This window comes from Nitrospiraceae bacterium, from assembly GCA_035623075.1.
Taxonomy (GTDB): domain Bacteria; phylum Nitrospirota; class Nitrospiria; order Nitrospirales; family Nitrospiraceae; genus DASPUC01.
The window spans coordinates 238,061-256,496 of the sequence record DASPUC010000024.1; the positions used below are offsets into that span (position 1 = coordinate 238,061).

The 18,436-nt window shown below is 56.3% G+C and carries 25 protein-coding genes; 9 read left to right on the plus strand and 16 right to left on the minus strand.

Going from position 1 to position 18,436, the window contains the following annotated elements:
- Positions 1 to 6: 6 nt before the first annotated feature.
- Together VEI50_07785 and murJ are read right to left on the minus strand one after the other, a co-directional pair.
- On the minus strand, positions 7 to 510 hold the full coding sequence (locus VEI50_07785) for a methylated-DNA--[protein]-cysteine S-methyltransferase (protein HXX75015.1): 504 nt from the start codon (positions 508 to 510) through the stop codon (positions 7 to 9).
- Positions 511 to 586: 76 nt separating this feature from the next.
- Positions 587 to 2,227, minus strand: coding sequence for a murein biosynthesis integral membrane protein MurJ (murJ, locus tag VEI50_07790; GenBank protein ID HXX75016.1), 1,641 nt, complete (start codon positions 2,225 to 2,227; stop codon positions 587 to 589).
- 87 nt (positions 2,228 to 2,314) lie between these two features.
- Between murJ and VEI50_07795 the strand changes: the two genes are divergently transcribed.
- On the plus strand, positions 2,315 to 2,620 hold the full coding sequence (locus VEI50_07795; GenBank protein HXX75017.1) for a hypothetical protein: 306 nt from the start codon (positions 2,315 to 2,317) through the stop codon (positions 2,618 to 2,620).
- A 76-nt stretch (positions 2,621 to 2,696) separates the two neighbouring features.
- Here the strand turns inward: VEI50_07795 and VEI50_07800 are convergent, their stop codons facing one another.
- Complete coding sequence (locus tag VEI50_07800; GenBank protein HXX75018.1) at positions 2,697 to 3,080, minus strand: PilZ domain-containing protein; 384 nt, start codon at positions 3,078 to 3,080, stop codon at positions 2,697 to 2,699.
- 119 nt (positions 3,081 to 3,199) lie between these two features.
- Positions 3,200 to 3,334: a hypothetical protein gene (locus VEI50_07805; protein HXX75019.1), complete on the minus strand. Its 135-nt coding sequence runs from the start codon at positions 3,332 to 3,334 to the stop codon at positions 3,200 to 3,202.
- A 71-nt stretch (positions 3,335 to 3,405) separates the two neighbouring features.
- Between VEI50_07805 and VEI50_07810 the strand changes: the two genes are divergently transcribed.
- Complete coding sequence (locus tag VEI50_07810) at positions 3,406 to 3,777, plus strand: cupredoxin domain-containing protein (GenBank protein HXX75020.1); 372 nt, start codon at positions 3,406 to 3,408, stop codon at positions 3,775 to 3,777.
- 33 nt (positions 3,778 to 3,810) lie between these two features.
- Here VEI50_07810 and VEI50_07815 read toward each other — a convergent pair whose 3' ends face one another.
- Entirely contained in the window at positions 3,811 to 4,161 is a 351-nt protein-coding gene (locus VEI50_07815) for an NAD(P)/FAD-dependent oxidoreductase (protein HXX75021.1), read from the minus strand.
- A gap of 112 nt (positions 4,162 to 4,273) precedes the next feature.
- Here VEI50_07815 and VEI50_07820 point away from each other — a divergent pair, with 112 nt between their 5' ends.
- Positions 4,274 to 4,444: a hypothetical protein gene (locus VEI50_07820; protein ID HXX75022.1), complete on the plus strand. Its 171-nt coding sequence runs from the start codon at positions 4,274 to 4,276 to the stop codon at positions 4,442 to 4,444.
- A 90-nt stretch (positions 4,445 to 4,534) separates the two neighbouring features.
- On the opposite strand, the gene xth is transcribed toward VEI50_07820, so the two are convergent.
- The 7 genes from xth to VEI50_07855 all read right to left on the minus strand — a co-directional run bounded on the left by xth (position 4,535) and on the right by VEI50_07855 (position 8,837).
- Entirely contained in the window at positions 4,535 to 5,308 is a 774-nt protein-coding gene (gene xth / locus VEI50_07825) for an exodeoxyribonuclease III (GenBank protein ID HXX75023.1), read from the minus strand.
- Between the two features lie 226 nt (positions 5,309 to 5,534).
- A complete protein-coding gene (locus VEI50_07830) occupies positions 5,535 to 5,963 on the minus strand; it encodes a hypothetical protein (protein ID HXX75024.1) in 429 nt (142 codons plus the stop codon).
- 120 nt (positions 5,964 to 6,083) lie between these two features.
- Positions 6,084 to 6,905: a hypothetical protein gene (locus tag VEI50_07835; protein HXX75025.1), complete on the minus strand. Its 822-nt coding sequence runs from the start codon at positions 6,903 to 6,905 to the stop codon at positions 6,084 to 6,086.
- A gap of 20 nt (positions 6,906 to 6,925) precedes the next feature.
- The gene (locus VEI50_07840; GenBank protein HXX75026.1) at positions 6,926 to 7,291 is read right to left on the minus strand and encodes a hypothetical protein; all 366 of its coding nucleotides are present in this window, start codon (positions 7,289 to 7,291) and stop codon (positions 6,926 to 6,928) included.
- 62 nt (positions 7,292 to 7,353) lie between these two features.
- Positions 7,354 to 7,557, minus strand: a complete 204-nt coding sequence (locus VEI50_07845; GenBank protein HXX75027.1) for a hypothetical protein — start codon at positions 7,555 to 7,557, stop codon at positions 7,354 to 7,356.
- A 71-nt stretch (positions 7,558 to 7,628) separates the two neighbouring features.
- Positions 7,629 to 8,306 carry a tetratricopeptide repeat protein gene (locus VEI50_07850; protein HXX75028.1) on the minus strand — a complete coding sequence of 226 codons (678 nt, stop codon included), beginning with the start codon at positions 8,304 to 8,306 and terminating at the stop codon, positions 7,629 to 7,631.
- Positions 8,307 to 8,366: 60 nt separating this feature from the next.
- Entirely contained in the window at positions 8,367 to 8,837 is a 471-nt protein-coding gene (locus VEI50_07855; GenBank protein ID HXX75029.1) for an MEKHLA domain-containing protein, read from the minus strand.
- A 182-nt stretch (positions 8,838 to 9,019) separates the two neighbouring features.
- Between VEI50_07855 and leuC the strand changes: the two genes are divergently transcribed.
- From leuC to VEI50_07870, 3 genes are read left to right on the plus strand one after another with little or no spacing between them, the layout of a single operon-like run.
- Positions 9,020 to 10,423 (plus strand): 3-isopropylmalate dehydratase large subunit, encoded by a 1,404-nt coding sequence (gene leuC, locus VEI50_07860; GenBank protein HXX75030.1) that lies wholly within the window; start codon positions 9,020 to 9,022, stop codon positions 10,421 to 10,423.
- A gap of 7 nt (positions 10,424 to 10,430) precedes the next feature.
- A complete protein-coding gene (leuD, locus tag VEI50_07865; GenBank protein ID HXX75031.1) occupies positions 10,431 to 11,054 on the plus strand; it encodes a 3-isopropylmalate dehydratase small subunit in 624 nt (207 codons plus the stop codon).
- 15 nt (positions 11,055 to 11,069) lie between these two features.
- On the plus strand, positions 11,070 to 11,456 hold the full coding sequence (locus VEI50_07870) for a hypothetical protein (protein HXX75032.1): 387 nt from the start codon (positions 11,070 to 11,072) through the stop codon (positions 11,454 to 11,456).
- Positions 11,457 to 11,477: 21 nt separating this feature from the next.
- Here the strand turns inward: VEI50_07870 and corA are convergent, their stop codons facing one another.
- Entirely contained in the window at positions 11,478 to 12,533 is a 1,056-nt protein-coding gene (corA, locus tag VEI50_07875) for a magnesium/cobalt transporter CorA (protein ID HXX75033.1), read from the minus strand.
- A 121-nt stretch (positions 12,534 to 12,654) separates the two neighbouring features.
- On the opposite strand from corA, the gene VEI50_07880 reads away from it, so the two are divergent.
- From VEI50_07880 to VEI50_07890, 3 genes are all read left to right on the plus strand, one after another.
- A complete protein-coding gene (locus VEI50_07880; GenBank protein HXX75034.1) occupies positions 12,655 to 13,458 on the plus strand; it encodes a 3'(2'),5'-bisphosphate nucleotidase CysQ in 804 nt (267 codons plus the stop codon).
- A gap of 3 nt (positions 13,459 to 13,461) precedes the next feature.
- Positions 13,462 to 14,328: an NAD(P)-dependent oxidoreductase gene (locus tag VEI50_07885; GenBank protein ID HXX75035.1), complete on the plus strand. Its 867-nt coding sequence runs from the start codon at positions 13,462 to 13,464 to the stop codon at positions 14,326 to 14,328.
- A 174-nt stretch (positions 14,329 to 14,502) separates the two neighbouring features.
- The gene (locus VEI50_07890) at positions 14,503 to 16,254 is read left to right on the plus strand and encodes a GspE/PulE family protein (protein ID HXX75036.1); all 1,752 of its coding nucleotides are present in this window, start codon (positions 14,503 to 14,505) and stop codon (positions 16,252 to 16,254) included.
- Between the two features lie 24 nt (positions 16,255 to 16,278).
- Here VEI50_07890 and VEI50_07895 read toward each other — a convergent pair whose 3' ends face one another.
- From VEI50_07895 to VEI50_07905, 3 genes are all read right to left on the minus strand, one after another.
- Positions 16,279 to 16,605, minus strand: a complete 327-nt coding sequence (locus VEI50_07895) for a PilZ domain-containing protein (protein HXX75037.1) — start codon at positions 16,603 to 16,605, stop codon at positions 16,279 to 16,281.
- 44 nt (positions 16,606 to 16,649) lie between these two features.
- Complete coding sequence (locus VEI50_07900; protein ID HXX75038.1) at positions 16,650 to 17,093, minus strand: hypothetical protein; 444 nt, start codon at positions 17,091 to 17,093, stop codon at positions 16,650 to 16,652.
- Between the two features lie 147 nt (positions 17,094 to 17,240).
- Positions 17,241 to 18,398, minus strand: coding sequence for an aminotransferase class I/II-fold pyridoxal phosphate-dependent enzyme (locus VEI50_07905; protein HXX75039.1), 1,158 nt, complete (start codon positions 18,396 to 18,398; stop codon positions 17,241 to 17,243).
- Positions 18,399 to 18,436: the final 38 nt, after the last annotated feature.

Genomic DNA, 18,436 nt, shown 5'->3' on the forward strand with positions numbered 1-18,436 from the left:
GTTCGTTTACGATCTGAGCTGAGACAGGGTTCCTTCAAGGGTCAGCAATTTTCGCTTCACAGACAATCCTCCCGAAAAGCCACCCAGCCCGCCATCGTGCGCGACAATCCGGTGGCACGGAATCATGATCGGAACAGGATTTGCCCCCACGGCATTTCCCACAGCTCGGGCGTACGGCCGACCTCCCACGCGTGCAGCGATCCATTGATAGGAACGAAGCTTGCCGTAGGGGACTCGTTGCAACGTGCGCCAGACCTGACGCTGAAACGGCGTCCCCTGCGATAGATCGAGCGGGAGATCGAAGCCTTGGCGCGTCCGGCGCAAGTACTCGGTTACCTGAATCCGCGCGGCTTGCAACCGTTCCGACGTTCGAGAGTCGATCGGTTTATCATCGGAGGATCGAAGGATCGACTCCACTGCAGCGCGGGATGGTTTGGGCAAGACAATCGCATCAATCCCTCGCTTCGTTTCTGAAATTCCCATCCAACCCCAAGGGGTCATAAAAATCATCGCCACTCTTGGACAAGAAGGAAGTGAGCGGCGAGCTGGAGCTGTACTTCTCTTCTTTTTTTTTACCGAGCGCCTCTTATTTCCTTGCTGGGCCATTGCTCTCGCTCCTTCCCGTTCGACCAATTTTACGCTGAACCATCCTCCATACCACGTCCAATTCCTCCGACCGCAGTAGGGCATGGACGCCGAGATAGCCTGTCATACTTAATCCAATCGCCACGAACAGCATCACGACCTTCGCGATCCATTCACCCGGATGACCCCAGACTTGCGCCCCTGCGACCCACCAGCATGCCAGAGTCAACGGAACGGAGGCGCCTATGGCACGAAGAGACGCGTAGCCAATGGACAACCAGTCGACGCCCCCCAATCGACGGTCCAGCACTGCCACGAGAATCGCACCGTTCAGCATCGCCGCCAGTGCCGTTGCGAGCGCAAGGCCGGCCGCGCCCAACGCCCGCATGAAGATCAGGGAGAACACCACGTTGGCTCCCACCGATACCGCTGCCGTGATCGCAGGCGTCTTCGTATCTTGTAAAGAATAGAACGCCGAGACGATGATCCGAACACCGGCAAACGCCCACAGACCCACCGCATAACACAAGACGGCCGTGGCAGTCATGACCGTATCATTGTGGGTGAACGAACCGTGCTCGAAAAACAGATGAACAATCGGCTGGCGCAACAGGATCAAGCCCAGCATCGCGGGCACAATGATAAACAGAATCATGCGGAGGCCGAACCCCAAGGTCGTTCGCAATTCATCCAACGCCTTACGAGCCGCCTGTGAAGACAGCGTCGGCAGAATCGCGGTCGCCAGGGCCACGCCGAAGATCCCGAGGGGGAATTGAATCAGGCGCATCCCGTAGAACAAATAAGTGGGCCCGCCGGCAAAGAAGGACGAAAGCACCGTGCTCACCGTAATATTGATTTGCGTGACGGACAAACCCAACAACGACGGTACCATGAGCCAGCCGATTCGTCGCACCCCCGGATGACCCGGCTCATACCGGAGCCCGAACAGCATCCCGCGCGACTTGAGCCCAGGCAGTTGCATGGCGAATTGAGCAGCCCCGCCGGCCACAACACCGATGGCAACACCGACGATCGGTTCCGGCAGCACCGGCGACAGAAAGTACGCACAGCTGATGATGACAATGTTGAAAAACACCGGAGAAAACGCCGGAGCCGCGAAGGCCCGCAGAGAGTTCAGAATGCCCATCGCCAGTGCAGCTAGGCTGATGAAAATCAAATAGGGAAACATGATCCGCGTAAGCAGCGTTGTCATCTCCAGCTTCATTGGTTCGTCATGGAAGCCAGGTGCGAACAGCCAGACGATGCCGGACGCAACGACAATGCCAATGAGGGTGATCCCGGTGACGATCGTGAGCAGGGTCGTGAACACCGCGCTCGCCAATTCCCATGCGTCCCGCTTTGACTTGAGAGTCTGATATTCGGTGAAAACCGGGATAAAGGCGGAAGACATCGATCCTTCGGCAAACAATTCACGCAACAGGTTCGGGATCCGGTAGGCCACGAAGAAGGCGTCGGCTGCGGGTGTCGCGCCGAAGAGCTGGGCGAGAACCATGTCCCGAATGAACCCGAGAATACGACTGGAGAATGTTGCGACACCGATCATCCCGGCGGCGTCGACCACCGAATGATTCTCGTCCTGGCTTTGGTCGGGTGACGTGGAGCTTACGGCGGGATCAGCCATTGAGCGGATTCTATCGGAACCGGTCAGGACAGTCTATAATCGACACGATGGAGTGGTAAGATCTCCCTGATTGGAGGCCACGCCATCATGTCTCTTGAACCATCATCCCGTCTATCAGGCGGGTTTCAGATTCGGCATCGCACGCTGGGAGTCTATCAAGGGAGTGCGATCGAATTGGCATTTTGGCACCCCTCGTCTGGAATGCCGGAATATGGATTGTGTCGATTCGCCACGAAGGAGAAGGCGGATGCTTACGTCGCGTATCTCACTTCTCCCGCGTGCCCTGAGCCACTCGATTTCAACGACTTGATCATCGAGCCCTATGACCTCGCGGAACATGAGCGACTGACCAACGACTATCCGCTCCCTTCCGCGTGGGAGAATCCCATCTGATGCCTTCACAGTATGCGATGAGGACAGTGGGCGAGATAATCTGTTGTCTGGCCCCATCTCATTCGTATCCCGAGAATCAGCCGGCAACGCCGACTTTCATCGGAGATTTTTCGTGGTGGTCTGAGGTTCGGGTTTGGACGAACGCCAGAAGTCGCTTATTTTCCTGCGCGGCGCGGAGAAACTTGAATGCGATTCCTCGGGCGCTCACGGATCGGACCATCGCGGCCACTTCGAGCGGAGGTTCGCTCTCGTCGAGCGTTAACTGCAGATAGAAAATGTCGTTCGGATGGACCTGCGTCTCACTCTTGATAATGCATCCGCCCACGGAGATGTCCAAGACCGTCCCCTCCCCACGAACCTTCCCTCCTGAAAACGACAAATAGAGCCGTACGGGAATTCGGAGATGTTCGCGGCGATCCATCGGGTGCTTGGGAAGGTCGAGCCCGATTCGGGAAGCCATAAAGCGAAAGCTACAGTGGGGACAATAGAAAGGGGACACCATGAGGAACGCCGCGAAATGTTCGCAAGGCGATCGGGGGCGAGTTTGGAGTACGGTCGACTGGTGGCATTGTGGGCAGCTCAGAAGTCGTCCCATTCGATTAGTTCCTCGGTTCCACAACCTGGTCTCGCCTGCAAAACGTCGTGATAGTTGAAATATATCGGGGTTTTCGCGGCCGTCAAGCCGAACACCAACTCGCCCTGATGGAAGTCCATCCTGATTTCCTGTCCCATGCCTTGTTCTATGACTTGCCTTCTACTCAGGCGCTCATTACAACGAGAGGGTCATGCGCGCTGCTAGAACTCACTTCATTCAGGTCGTGGCCTTCGTCGTGGGGATGACATTGGCGAGTTGCGACGGAGACTCCCAGACGGTGCGCATTACGGCGCAGGATTTCCGGTTCACCCCGGTCACGGTTCACCTGACGGCCGCATCGCCGATCCGTCTCACGATCGTCAACGAAGGGCGCGAACCCCACGAGTTCGAGAGTTCTCTCCTCGCACACCGTGTTGACGGGTCGAGTGGGAGTTCGACGAGCTTGCGCGTGGCTCCGAATCAACGGACAGATGTAATGATTCGCACCATTCCCGGCACCTACATTTTCTATTGCAGAATCCGGGGTCATGCCAATATGAGCGGCACGATTGTCGTTGAATAGCTGGTGTATTGAAGCCTCTTCACGACGGCTGTCTTAGCGAGGAATCCCATCACCCAGATCCATTAAAAATTGACCCAGCCGATTCGCCCGTCGCAACCAACAATTTCCCCGACAAGATATCTGAGCCGGAAACGCCGCCAGTCCATTGTTAGTGATGTGGTGATCGCCGAGCCAATGTGTCGGCTTGACCGTCTCATGCGTCACGTTGCACCAGCCGGCGGCCGAAACCAAAGTCTTGCCCCCACTGGTCTGCGCGCCATCCAACACGACGATCGCGCATCGGCATGATATCTCAGCTGTTTCCCCGGCAAATTTGGTGGCCGTGAGCCCCGCTATTCCTGCTTGAACAACCATCACATCGCGATTGTTCTCCTGAATAGACATTAGAGATTTTTAACTGCCTGTTAACACCCTATTAATGTGACGATGTTACAGTCCTGCTCGTGCAATGCATCTTCCGCTTTGTGGGGATGTGCAACACCAGGAGGTCACAACGATGACTTGCCGAAAATGCAAAGGATTTATGGTTGAAGAGTGGCGACCCGACTTTTCACCGGAGTCGACGGCGCTTCGCTGCATCAATTGTGGTCTGATCTTGGATCCGCTGATCGAGCAGAATCGTCTCGCGCGACTTCGGATGAACCAGCCGGCCCTCGATGCAGCATGAACTGTAGTGAGTGCCAAAAAGCCCGTTCGGTCGTAATGGACGACTTGCTATTGCGGCCGGACCTGGGAGATGTGGACGTGGCGTTCACGGTTAGACCGAAAACTCTGCCCATAAAAACGTATGATCTGAGGGGTCTTTCGCTCGCCGTGGCTCAACGTCCACTTCTATCCTGACACACTTCTCAGCCAGCGGCGCGGTTGCCAGAATATGGTCGATGCGCCATCCCTTATTCGCTTCCAGTGATCCGGGAGCGCGGTAATCCCAGAACGTGTACTGTCGTCGATCCGGATGGAGCTTCACAAAAACATCCTGGAATCCCCACGCGACTGTGTGCTCATACGCTTTTCTCGCGTCCTCGTGGTAGCAGACGTGTTTAAGATGTTTCTCGGGACTGTGCACATCGATCGGTCTGGGCGCGACGTTCATATCGCCCAGCCAGATTGCCCGCTCTGTCGGCGACAGATGCGTTTCGAAATACTGTCGCAGCCGTTTGTACCACTCTAGTTTGTAGACATACTTCGGTGAGTCAATCTCAAATCCCTGCGGGACGTATGTATTGATAATCGGAATTCCTTGAATCACTACCCGGATGATCCGCGCCTCGTCCGGCTCTCCGCCGTCATCCAATCCGTACGCGATCGATTCCGGTTTGCATCGACTGAGGACCGCCACACCGTTGTACGATTTCATCCCTCGAAACGTGATCTCGTATCCAGAAGGAGCCAAGGCCAGCAACGGAAACTCGTTGTCCTGAACTTTTGTCTCCTGTAGGCAGAGCACATCGGGCTTCTGCTTCTCCATCCAATCGAGCACAATGGATAATCGTTTCCGGAGCGAATTCACGTTGAAGGTGGCGACTTTCATAGCGGCGAAACTCGAAGAGGGCGACGGCATCCTAGCAAAAGCGCTGTCAGGCAACAAGCGAGATGGTCGGCGACTGGCTCATGAGGAGATGGGATCCGCGTCCCTCAGGCTTTCCTCACGGGACCTCGAGAATGTGCGTGACGGAGAACGGCCCGCTGAAACAGGTCGTGCTCCAGCGGGCCGTATTTTACTCACGCGAGAGACGTGATGCGCAATGCAGAGGAAGTTATTTGCCCGTTATGGCACCCATGGCGTCTTGGCCGGTAGCCTTCATGTCCTGACCTGTCGCCTTCATTTCCTGTCCCATGGACTGGCCAGCAGCCTTCATCTCTTGACCCTGAGCCTTCATGGCATCGCCCTGCGCTTTGGCCTTGCCCTTCATTTCCTGTTCCTTGGCCTTCATGGCATCGCCTTGTGCCTTGGCTTTGCCCTTCATTTCTTGTTCCTTAGCCTTGACCTTATCCTGGTGTTCCTTCGCCTTGGCCTTCATGGCATCCTGCTCAGCTTTCACATCGGCCTTCATCGCATCTTTCTCGGTCTTCATGTCGGTCTTCATCTTGTCTAGTTCGGCCTTCATGGCATCATCGGCCATAACGAGTGATCCGGCCCCGACCAGGCAAACCATGGTGAACGCGACAACGATCACTTTTTGCATGAGACACCTCCTGTCATAGACTTAGGGATAAACAATGGATTGCATCGTCTTGACGAGACGGGCACCAGCCTGGCACGGCCTCGAAGTCCTGTCAAGCACCGGCTGGCCGAGATCGAAAAATTACCGTGTCGCGGCTAGATACCGGCGCAAAATCGCCTGCTCAACTCGTGATCGGCCTCGATCAGGCGCAGGGAAACGCAATACAAGATGGATCCGGCCCGGTTCCGGGAATTGGAGGCTGATTCGCGGCTCCGGTGACGGGGCCTCGAGCAGATTGGTTCGTTCCGAGAGTTTCAACTCGCGGGCGACATCGGCCATGAATGGTGCGCACTCGGCCTTGGCCGCATCCAGAAGCCGCTGCTCTGCATGCTGCCAGTCTTCTTCTGCCTTCAGAGGGATCACGATCGTGTAGAGGCCATAATTTTGACTCGGATTTTCTTTGACCAGTGGGTTCGACAACAGCAGACTGTTGGGAAAGATCGTGACACGGCCGGTATAGAAATGCGCGGACTGGCCCGGTCCGATCTCAAGCAATTTTGTGGCAAACACATCATGATCCAGCACCACGCCACGATGACCGGCAATTTGTATCCGATCACCCACTGAATAGATTTTCCCACCGACTCGCAGTGCAGCTCCGCTCCAACAGAGGATCAATTCTTTCGTGGCCAAAACCAGTGCGGCTGCCAAGGCCACCAGCGAGACGGTAAAGGCTTCCAGTTCGTGCGCCCATACGACGACCAATCCAACCAAGAAGACGAAGACTGTGGAATTCCGCACGGTGACAACCCACCGGCGCTTGGCTTCCATCGAAAGTGCGGCATTTTTCAGAATCCAGCGAACAAGCAGTGTGCGAGCAATCAGGAGCAATGCCAACCAGAGAACGGACTTGAGGCCATCCAACACTACCGAGCTGTCGATCTGCGGAAACCAGGATGGCATAGCTTACTCCTCTGAACGCGCTACTGAGCGTTGAGTGTGTCGCGGGTCCCCGGTACGCATTCTTCGCGCTTCCAATTCTTTAGGATCTTGTCTTCATTGAAGGTCAGCGTGTATCGGTAACAATAGAGTCGTTGCTTCGGCCCCTCGCTCTGCTTTCCGATTAACGAAGCCGCATCTCGAGCGGCATCGGCCAGTCCCGAAAAATTCACTGGGTCTAACTCTTTGTCGCTGACCGGAACGCGATAGGTCCAGATCGTGTCTCCCCCCAAGGCCGGTGTCTTGGCCGTGTGCGGAGGACCTAGTTGTTCAGCCACCTGATCCTGCGTGAGCCGGTTGACGCCTTTTTTAAAATACGTGTCCCGCCAAGGTCCGCCGCACGCAGACATCGCCCCTGCCAGGAGTATTATCAGACCTCCTGTCATGCCTCGAAACATTGGCCTGTCCGATCTCATGGTTTTGGCGGGTGTTGCAATTCCTGCATGCGCCTTATCGAGCAATAGAGCGCATAGCCCTGCGCCAATATCCCGGTCACAAGCAGCCCTAATGCCGTTTGCAACCAGTGGGCCGTTGGCTGATCGAAGCTATAGATTCCGATCATAAAACCAAGCGCGATCGCGACGATTCCGACGAATCGGGCAATCATCGCGTTCATGCGCCAATTGACTGGTGATGGTTGGGGGGCCGAAGACATTGATGTACGCTACACCGGCAGGCCGGTTTGGTTCAACTCCGCTGAGCACGGAGCGCGCGCGCCCGCGCTTCCAGCTGCGCCGCCTCGTCTGGCCGTTTTAACTTCCTCAGCACGTTGGCAAGGTCGTCGAGGGTTTTCCCCACGTCGGGATGCGAGGCGCCAAGGGACTTTTCGCGAATCGCGAGCGCGCGGCGATAGAGTGGCTCTGCCTTATCCGGCTGACCCTGGGCGACTCGCAGCTGGGCTAGATTACTCAAGCTGAGTGCAACCTCGGGATGATCGGGACCTAACAGTTTCTCTTTGATGGCGAGGGCGCGCAGCAGTAGCGGCTCGGCCTGCGCATACTGGCCATACATGCGATGGAGCACGCCGAGATTATTGAGCGTGGCGGCGACGTCGGCGTGGTTCTCTCCGTATACGGACTCGTATATCTTCAGCGCTTGGAGGTACACCGGTTCCGCCTCAACATATTTGCCTTGACCAGCATAGACCTGTGCCATCTGCGAGAGACTGACCGCGACACGCCTGTCCTGAAGGCCGAATTCCTCCGCCTTATGGACGGCTGCGAGATAGATTCGTTCCGCATCAGCATAGTTTCCCTGTTTGACTGCCTCCTGTCCCGCAGCCATGGCGGATTCCCAGGTCTGTTGCTGACAGGTTGGCAGCGACAATAGAAGAAGACCGGCCGCGATGACACGATAGCGTTTCATGGGACATCCGGATTGCTAGCTATGGAGGATTCGAGGTCTCCTTCCCTCTTTAACAGACCGTTACGTCAACCAGGTCCAGTGCGAGAAGGTCGCGGCCTGCCCGACACACTGTCCTTGGTGATCAACGACGTTCCAGACCAGCGCGTCTTCGACGAGGAATCGTCTACCGGTCGCTGTGATTCGAACGCCGCGATAGGTGTCGAGGTACCCGCGCCTCCTGGCTTGTTCCAACATCCACTCCCGTTCCGCCCGATTCACCGGTTCGGCAGTCAGCCTCGAAGGAGTTTGCACGAGTCGGTCCCATGTCATCTCCCAAAGATCCAACGCCATCTGATTTCCGTAGTTGAGGATCGGGTCGTCTTCTCTTCCGTGCGACACCACCACAAAGGGTGCTTCAAAGAGCGCCTGTGCCTGGAAATCAGGCGCACCCACCCGTTCGAGCAATTCTCTTCCCGTCCAGTAGCGGTAGCTGTTTAAAAGCCATGCTGTCCATTCAACGACGGCAGGATGGGTCCACACAGGCAGCATCATGAACAATCCGACTCCACAATCGAGGTGTCAATTGCTCGACACACCAGTTGCTGCCTATCACGCCGGTAGAAGCAATGCAAGAACGACCAGCCCTTGCGCAGCCCCTACCGGACATAGGTATAATGCTTTCCCTTTTCCGTCGTGTTCCTCATCGCGAGAGAGTCAAGCGCCAAGGAGTCCGCATGGCCGGGAAGACATTGTTCGACAAGATTTGGGAATCCCACGTGGTCCGTGAGGAACCGGACGGAACCACCCTGCTGTATATCGACCGACAGCTCGTGCATGAAGTCACATCTCCCCAGGCCTTCGAAGGGCTCAAGCTCGCAGGACGCCGGGCTCATCGACCACACACGATCTTAGCCGTACCGGATCACAATGTACCGACGACCGATCGGAAACTTGGCATTGCTGACCCGGTCAGTGCGAAGCAGATCCAGACGCTGGAGGAGAATTGCCGGGACTTCGGAATCACGCTGTTCGGTATGAACGACATCCGCCAGGGTATCGTCCATGTGATCGGTCCAGAGCAGGGCTTCACTCTTCCGGGAACGACGATTGTCTGCGGCGATTCCCACACCTCGACTCACGGTGCATTCGGTGCCCTCGCTTTTGGCATCGGCACGAGTGAAGTTGAACACGTGCTCGCTACCCAGTGTTTGGTCCAAAAGCGTCCGAAGACGATGGAAATCCGCGTCGACGGCGTCCTGTCGCCTTGCTGCTCGGCCAAGGACATCATCCTGGCTATCATCGGTAAGATCGGCACGGCGGGAGGAACCGGATATGTCATCGAGTATACGGGTTCGGCCATACGCACGCTCAGCATGGAAGGGCGCATGACGCTCTGCAACATGTCTATTGAGGGTGGTGCGCGCGCCGGCCTCGTTGCCCCCGACGAAAAGACGATTGCGCACATCAAGGGTCGGCCGTTGGCTCCCGCTGGAGCGATGTTCGACCAAGCCGTTCGCGCGTGGCATCAGCTCAAGACCGACGCAACGGCGGCGTACGATGCGACGGTGACGTTGAGAGCCGAAGAAATTGCCCCGCAAGTGAGTTGGGGAACGAGCCCCGGAATGGTGATGGGCGTAGATCAGCACGTCCCAGACCCCCGCACCATGTCGGACGACAACATGAGACAGGCGACGGAACGGGCGTTGGAGTACATGGGCCTCAGGCCGAACATGCCCATCACCGACATTCGAATAGACAAAGTGTTCATCGGTTCCTGTACCAATTCACGTATCGAGGACCTCCGTCTCGCTGCGAGTTTGGCAAAAGGCAAACACGTGGCCAAGGGGGTACACGCATTGGTGGTGCCAGGATCCGGCCTGGTCAAGCAGCAGGCTGAACAGGAAGGTCTCGATCAAGTCTTCAAAGAAGCTGGCTTTGAGTGGCGAGAAGCCGGCTGCAGCATGTGTCTGGCCATGAACGCCGACGTGTTGCAGCCCGGTGAACGGTGCGCCTCCACCAGCAATCGAAACTTTGAAGGGCGACAGGGAGCCGGTGGACGGACCCATCTCGTCTCTCCCGCCATGGCCGTGGCCGCCGCTGTCGAGGGCCATTTCGTGGATATCCGGAACTGGAGCTAGCGGACCGATGCGAGCGTTTACCACACTGACCGGCCTGGTTGCAGCGTTGGATCGCGTCAACGTCGATACGGATCAGATTATCCCGAAACAATTTTTGAAGACGATCAAACGCACAGGATTGCGGGAAGGGCTGTTCTTTGACTGGCGGAGGAAGAAGGATGGATCGCCCGATCCGGAATTTTTTCTCAACCAACCGCGGTATCAAGGCGCGACGATCCTCCTCACCCGAGAGAACTTCGGCTGTGGCTCCTCGCGCGAACATGCTCCCTGGGCGCTGCTCGACCAGGGATTCCGCTGCGTGATCGCCCCGAGCTTTGCTGACATCTTCTACAACAACTGTTTTCAGAACGGCATCCTGCCAGTGGTCTTGAAGACCGATGAGGTGCAGGCTTTGATCCAAGCCGTCCTCAAGACGCCGGGGTTCCAGTTGACGGTGGACCTCGAAAACCAGACGGTGACGACTCCGTCCCACACCAGCCACCGTTTCGACATCGATCCGTTCAGAAAACGCTGCTTGTATCAGGGACTCGATTCGATCGGGCTGACACTGCAGCACGAGGCCGCCATCACCGCGTACGAGACGCGGCGCAAGACCGAGGTGCCATGGTTGTTCGCCGATCCTCGTCCCTAAACTGAGGAGACTTTGATGAACTGGTCGATTATTCTGTTCCCTGTCATGTGGCTCTGGCGTCCAAAATTGCTTCTGACTCTCATCTTCTTCATCGGCGCCGCCTACCTCCTCATCGCATTTAATTACAGCTATTCAGACGGGAGCCGGGCCGGTTATGTTCAGAAGTTTTCCAAAAAGGGCTGGTTCTGCAAGACATACGAGGGGGAGCTGGCGATGACCACGGTACCGGGAGTTGCGCCTGTGCTCTGGGACTTTACCGTGTGGGACGACAACGTTGCATCACAATTTAGTCACATGATGAGCAAGCGATTGGTGCTCCATTATAAGGAGTATCGCTATCTGCCCACGACCTGCTTCGGAGAAACCCAATACTTCGTCGATAGTGTCGAAGTGCAGGAATAGCGCGCTGCTCGGTAGCCGGTCTCACAACCATTGCTTCATTCGAAAGACCACCAGCATCACCACGCCTACGGCCGTCATTACCGCCAAGACGATCGGATACCCCCATTCGGTTTTCAACTCCGGCATGTACTCGAAGTTCATGCCGTAAATGCTCGCAATAAAACTGAGAGGCATGAAGATAGTGGTGATGACCGTCAGCACACGCATGACCGCATTCAGGCGGTAACTGACGCTCGACAGGTAAATATCGAGGCTCGCTGATACCATTTCGCGCAGCGTCTCGATGGTATCGACGATCTGCACGACGTGATCATAGACGTCCCTGAGGAAGAGCTTCGTGGCCTGTTGCAAGGACGGGCATTCCGAACGGGATAAGCTGTTCATCGCATCCCGGAGCGGCCAGACGGCACGACGGAGAAACAGCAACTGCCGCTTGAGCGCATGAATATTCTTGAGCGTTTCCGGTTTGGGATCGGCCACCACGGTTTGTTGCAAGGCTTCGATTTTTTCCCCCAAAACTTCCAGCACGGCAAAGTATTGATCGACGATCGCATCAATAAGCGCATAGAGGAGATAGTCAGCACCAGATTGGCGAAGCCTGCCCTTCCCTCCCCGCAGTCGCTCGCGTACCGGCTGGAAGACATCGGTTCCGTTTTCCTGGAATGAGAGAACAAAGTTCCGTCCGAGGACAAAACTGACCTGTTCGACCACCACATCCTGCCGGTCTGAGAGCGAGAGCATCTTCATGACGAGGAAAAAATAGGTCTCGTAATCGTCCAGCTTTGGACGCTGATCGGTATTCGCTACGTCCTCGAGCAGTAACGGGTGAAGCGAGAATTGTTTACCGAAGGCTTCCAACACCTCCATTTTGTGCACGCCGCCAACATTCACCCAGGTCACGGACTCGTCAGCGGGAGGAGCGAGTTCATCGGGTGTGGTGACCTGCTGTTCGTCACACCTGTTACTCGTGTAGCTGAACGCGGTGATGGTGACCTGTTCCGCCTTCCTTTCACCGATGTGGACGGGCGTGCCGGGCGGAAGACCAGTTTTTCGCGATCGCTTCTGGACCAACCTCATGCCACCTCCTCCGATTGGCTCCTGCTTTAACGCAGGTTCACCGAGGCCGTCAAGAGAGAGTGGCGTCGAAACCAGCGGACCTGTTACTCTCTGATCTCCTGTTTGAGAAAGAGGATCCGCGATGCAATCGGAATTGGATGTGCTCATCGACGCAGTTCAGAAGGCCGGAGCTCGGGCGCAGCAATTGGCGCGTGAGGGGTTTTCAGTCCACACGAAGTCCGACCGGTCGCCTGTCACGACGGCAGATTTGGAGGCCAACCGTATCTTACAGGAGCAACTTTCAGCGCACTTTCCAGGCGACGGGTGGTTGTCTGAAGAATCTCCCGACGAAATCGGTCGCCTCGAGAAGACTCGCGTCTGGGTCGTGGATCCGATTGACGGGACCAAGGCCTATATCAATAGCCTGCCGGAATACTGCATCTCCGCGGCCTTGATCGAACAGGGAAAGCCGGTGGTCGCCGCGATATTCAACCCAACGACGGATGAGATGTTCTCAGCCAGACGCGGGTCTGGCCTCTATCTCAACGGAAAACCAGTGCAGACCCTGGCATCACCAGCCTCTTCGCCCCTCGTCATGGTCACTCCCTGGGAACTACGTCGGGGGCGCTGGGCCGCGATTACAGAAACCGTTCGTTGCCGTCCGATGTACTCCATCGCCCATGCGCTCGCCCTCGTGGCCGTGGGTCGCGTTCAAGCCACGATCACCCTCGAGCCGGAAAACGAATGGGATCTCGCCGCCGGCCTGTTACTGATCGAAGAGAGTGGTGGGAGCATGACCGACGGAGCAGGACAGCCATTTCATTTCAACCAACCGACACCGAGATTCCACGGTGTGATTGCCCTGGCGGGGTCAGCGGATCAGAAGTTACAGAATTTATTGCGGTCGCAGGCGGGTGGGGCTGGTATGCCATTTCAGAAGAGGTGACCTTTGACGACGGTTGGATTACTGGGAACCGGACTTATGGGTCGGGCGATCGCGGAACGGCTCCATGCCGTGCATCATTCTGTGATTGTCTACAACCGGACCGCCGCCCGGGCACTCTCCCTCCAGAACCTTGGCGTGACCGTCGTCACGTTGCCTGAACAAGCGGTCGTGCAAACCGACGTGGTCCTTCTGGTACTGGCCGACGCTGCAGCGATCCAAGCGGTCTTGCTCACACCCGCGGTTACCAAGGTCCTCGGAGGCAAGACCATTGTTCAAATGGGCACCATTGCTCCGGACGAGAGCAAAGCAATTCAACGCGAGGTCGAACGCTTCGGCGGCACATACTGCGAAGCCCCGATCCTGGGGAGTCTCGTTGAGGCAAAATCCGGCACACTCCAGGTTATGGTGGGCGGCACGGACGAACTGTTCTCTAGGTGGTTTCCGTTATTCCGCTCACTCAGCCGTGAACCCCGTCTGATTGGCCCAGTCGGAACGGCCGCCGCACTCAAACTGGCCTTGAACCAACTGATTGCCGCGGAGATTTCGGCATTCGCTTTGAGCCTTGCCTTGATCCAAAGAGCCGGGGTTCCCGTCGACACCTTCATGACCATTCTGCGAGAAAGCGCCCTCTTCGCCCCGTCTTTTGAGAAGAAATTACCCCGCCTCCTCAAGCGGGACTATCACAACCCCAATTTTTCGACCCGCCATCTTCTGAAGGACGTCGAGCTGTTCCTTGCCGAGGCGATCAAACAGCGGCTTACGGTCACCAGTCTCGAAGGCATTGTACCGATCCTGCAAAAGACGATCGACCATGGGCTCGGGGAGGTCGATTATTCTGCGATTTACGACGTCATCCATCCACCTCGATAGCTCACGGTTGGTTCGCGCCCGCATTTCCACCCAGAAGCGCGGATTCGTTGTGCAGAATCCTGTCTCGTTTTTGAAATTCGTTGTACGCGATGGGAAAATCTCTATACTCATTTCATGAACAACCCGCCGCCCCAATAACCGCATATTTCTCAAAGAATTCATGAAATGACACCGATGCCGAAGACGGTTCAGAAAACCATTGATCCCCACGCTTTCGATCTTTTGATTGACGAGGGGTTCATTCGCCAGGCGGATCTGGTGAAGGCAATTCAGGATTCCATGCAGGCACGCACCGAACTGGAAGGCGTGCTTCTCGAGAAATATCGCGTCCCTAAGGCAGCGCTTGGCAAAGCGTTGAGCAGGTTCTTCGACTGCCCCTATATTCCGTTTGACGAACGGACCGTTGCTGATCCCAAACTCGTGAAAGATCTCAGCCACGATTACCTGTGGAAACATCGCTGGCTTCCTCTCAAATGCGATGGAGAGGTTCTAGATGTTCTGATCGACAACCCCCACGATCTCGAGAGAGGTCATGACATTCGCCGCGCCTTTCCTGGTTTGACCGTACGGTACGCCGTGAGCTTGCGGCGTGACATCGAGCGGTTTCTCCAGTCAATTATCGGAGAATCCGACACGGGCTCCATTGCCGACACCCTTGGCGAACTGGTTCAAGAAGCCAGAATCGAAGAGTCACCCGATCCCGTTTCTGACGGCATTGATGAAAATGATTCCGCAATCGTACGGCTCGCCAATCAGATTATTGCCGAAGCCTATCGGCACGACGCCTCCGATATTCATATCGAGCCCTATACGGATCGGAAAGAAACCGCCATCCGCTTCCGTGTGGACGGAACCTGCTCCACCTATATGCGGATCCCAGCGGCGTATCGTCGAGCGCTGGTGTCCCGTATCAAGATTATGTCCAGTCTGGACATCGCCGAACGTCGCAAACCTCAAGACGGGAAGATCCGATTCCGATTGAACAGGGAGAAGGAGATCGAACTTCGCGTCGCCACACTGCCTACTGCTGGCAACAATGAAGACGTTGTGTTGCGGCTCCTCTCGGCAAAGGAACCGATCCCTCTAGAGGCCATGGAGCTTTCCCCTGCCATGCTCAGCAAGCTGCAGGATATCGTGGAGAAGCCGCATGGAATCATCCTGTGCGTTGGTCCAACCGGTTCCGGGAAAACGACGACTCTTCACGCTCTGCTTCGCCATCTGAATACCGACGAGCGGAAAATCTGGACGGCGGAGGATCCTATCGAGATTACGCAGGAAGGGCTCCGTCAGGTGCAGGTCAATCCAAAGATTGGATTCACGTTCGCTGCCGCCATGCGATCATTCCTGCGGGCCGACCCAGACGTCATCATGATCGGCGAGATGCGAGACAAGGAAACCGCCGATGTGGCCATCGAGGCTTCGCTTACCGGGCACCTTGTTCTGAGCACTTTGCACACGAACAGTGCGGTCGAGACAGTGATTCGACTTCTCGATATGGGATGCGATCCTTTTAATTTTGCCGATGCCATACAAGGTGTGATTGCCAAACGCCTTTGCAAGCGGCTCTGCACCAATTGCAAACAGGCCTACCATCCCTCGGCCCAAGAGTACGACAAACTTGTCCGCGCATACGGCACAAGCTCCTGGGAAGCGTTAGGAATTAGCTATGACGAAGGATTTCAGCTCTCTCGTGGGCAGGGGTGCGAGACCTGCAATCACACGGGTCTTAAAGGACGGGTCGGGCTGCACGAACTCCTATGCGGATCGGATGAGCTGCGGAGCCTGATTCAGAACCGGGCTAAGACAGCGGAGATGTTGAGCCTAGCAGTCAAAGAAGGGATGGCAACACTCGTACAGGATGGGATTGCAAAAGTGCTCGCCGGCGTGACGACCTATGACCAGGTCAGAGCCGTTGCTATAAAATGATGGATCGCTCCCGATAACGGCTGCCTAGGCTCGGACCCCTGTTTCTAACGTCTTGACAAATTTCTTCAGCCGATCACCCTCGTCGGGACGAACCTTGATAAACTCCACGCCAAATCTCGCCGGAGTCGACCATCGGACCGCCGCGAGATCAACATGGACGGGCTCTTCCCGCTCCCGGAGTTGCATCGTCAATTGCATGTACGACGCCGTACCCGCAATGGTGGTCGAGGTGATGGCGCAGCCGTCGGCGGACAGATTTAGGATAATCCCTTCGCCCTCCTGCGAGAGCTGATCTCCATTGAATGACACGGGAAGTTGAACTGCGTATCTGGTGTGTTTGCGTGATTCCACGAATCTCCCTGCGCGAGCCGACTGGTCGTCTTAATTCCTCCGTGTCATGGGGCCGACGGCGTGTCACTCACTTTCGCCGAGAGTGCTTTTTTGGTGAGACGAAACGTCCCGCCCTTCTGGGACGGAGCGTGATCGTTCCCGATGCGTGTGTACCACCATGTGCCGTCTCCCTCTGAAAAATCAGGCGAGAACTCGACGCTGAAACCGCCTTCACGGTCATTCTCTTTTTGAAACCACATCCCTTTCCACGTCCGGCCGATGAGCGCCTGCGTCTCGATGCGACCCTCCTTCCATGCGTAGGGCCCATTGCCTTGCTCATCGAGCGAGAGCAGGAATACCGCTCCATCTTCATATTCCCATTCGCCAGCCAGGTTGCGACGGTCACCCGGAAGGGCTTGGTCCAGCGATGGGACCAGTTCGGTCGAAGACGATCGCTGAATCCCCGGCTGAATGCAGCCGCCGACACCCAACAGTGCGAATAACAGCACGAGTAACCCAGTGCGGTGTATGCACAGGGATTGCTGCGAACCATTCATGGTTGTTGTACTTACCACGTGGGGACCAGTTACACAAGCAGATGAATCGAACTGATTGCCCGAGGTGCACACATAGGGCTGAGCCGGTTTGGGAATCTCTTAGCCGATCCGCGCCAGCCGCCTGCAGGCTTCATCGAGGTCGGAATCCGTCTTTGCATAACTGAAGCGGATGAAGTGATGCCCTCCCCCTCCCGAGAAAAATGCTTCCCCTGGTACACCTGCGACACCGGTTTTATTCAATAGATACATGGCCCGCTCTTTGCCGGTTTTTCCCGGCAGGCTCGAGGCATCGGCCAATACATAATAGGCCCCTTGGGGGATCGACGCTGTGAGGCCGGCCTTTCCCAGTGCGTGGCAGATGCGATCCCGTTTTATTTGATAGTCCTTTGCAAGGTCTCGATAAAACGAGTCAGGAAGCTGCTCGATTCCCGATGCTACGCCAGCTTGGAGAGGTGCAGGGGCACAGACATACAGCAAATCGTTCATGGCCCCGATCAAGGAAGCCCATCTTTGATCCGCGACACTATATCCGATTCGCCAGCCGGTGATGCTGAAGGTTTTGGAATAGCCGCCGATCGTAATTGTTCGCTCGCTCATACCGGGCAGTATTGCGAGACTGATATGCCGGCAACCGTCGTACAGGAAATATTCGTAAATCTCGTCCGTAAACGCGAACAGATCGTGCCGTTGTGTCACATCTGCTATGCCTTCGAGTTCAGTTCGAGAAAACACTTTTCCAGAAGGGTTGCCCGGCGAGTTCACAATAATGGCCCTTGTCCGAGGGGTAATCGCGCGTTCGAGATCGGCTTTCGAGAACGTCCAGTGTGGTGCCGTCATCTTCACGATGACTGGAACCGCTTCAACAGCTAATAGTGCACTGATGTGATATTGGTAATAGGGCTCGAACAAGATCACTTCGTCACCGGGGTTCAGCAGGGCGAGGCAGGTGCAGTGAAATGAACCGGTCGCGCCGGAACTAATCGTGATCTCCGTTTCTGGGTCCGCCTTGATGCCGTTGTATCGAGCCAGCTTTCTTGCGAGTGCTTGCCGCAGTTCCGGCAGGCCATCGAACCTCGTATACACATTCCCCCCGCTCTCCATGGCCTGCTCAGCCCCCTTCAGCACCACGGTCGGCACTGGGGTATCGCACACGCCTTGCGCCATATTGATCCCTGTGACTTTGGCACAAGCCTGGGTCATCGCCCTGATTTCCGAGTGAGCCAGTGTGGACATCCGCTGGTTGACCTGCCGCTTCATAATTTCCTGACTCTCCTTCGCCTCGCTCTCTCTTGTCG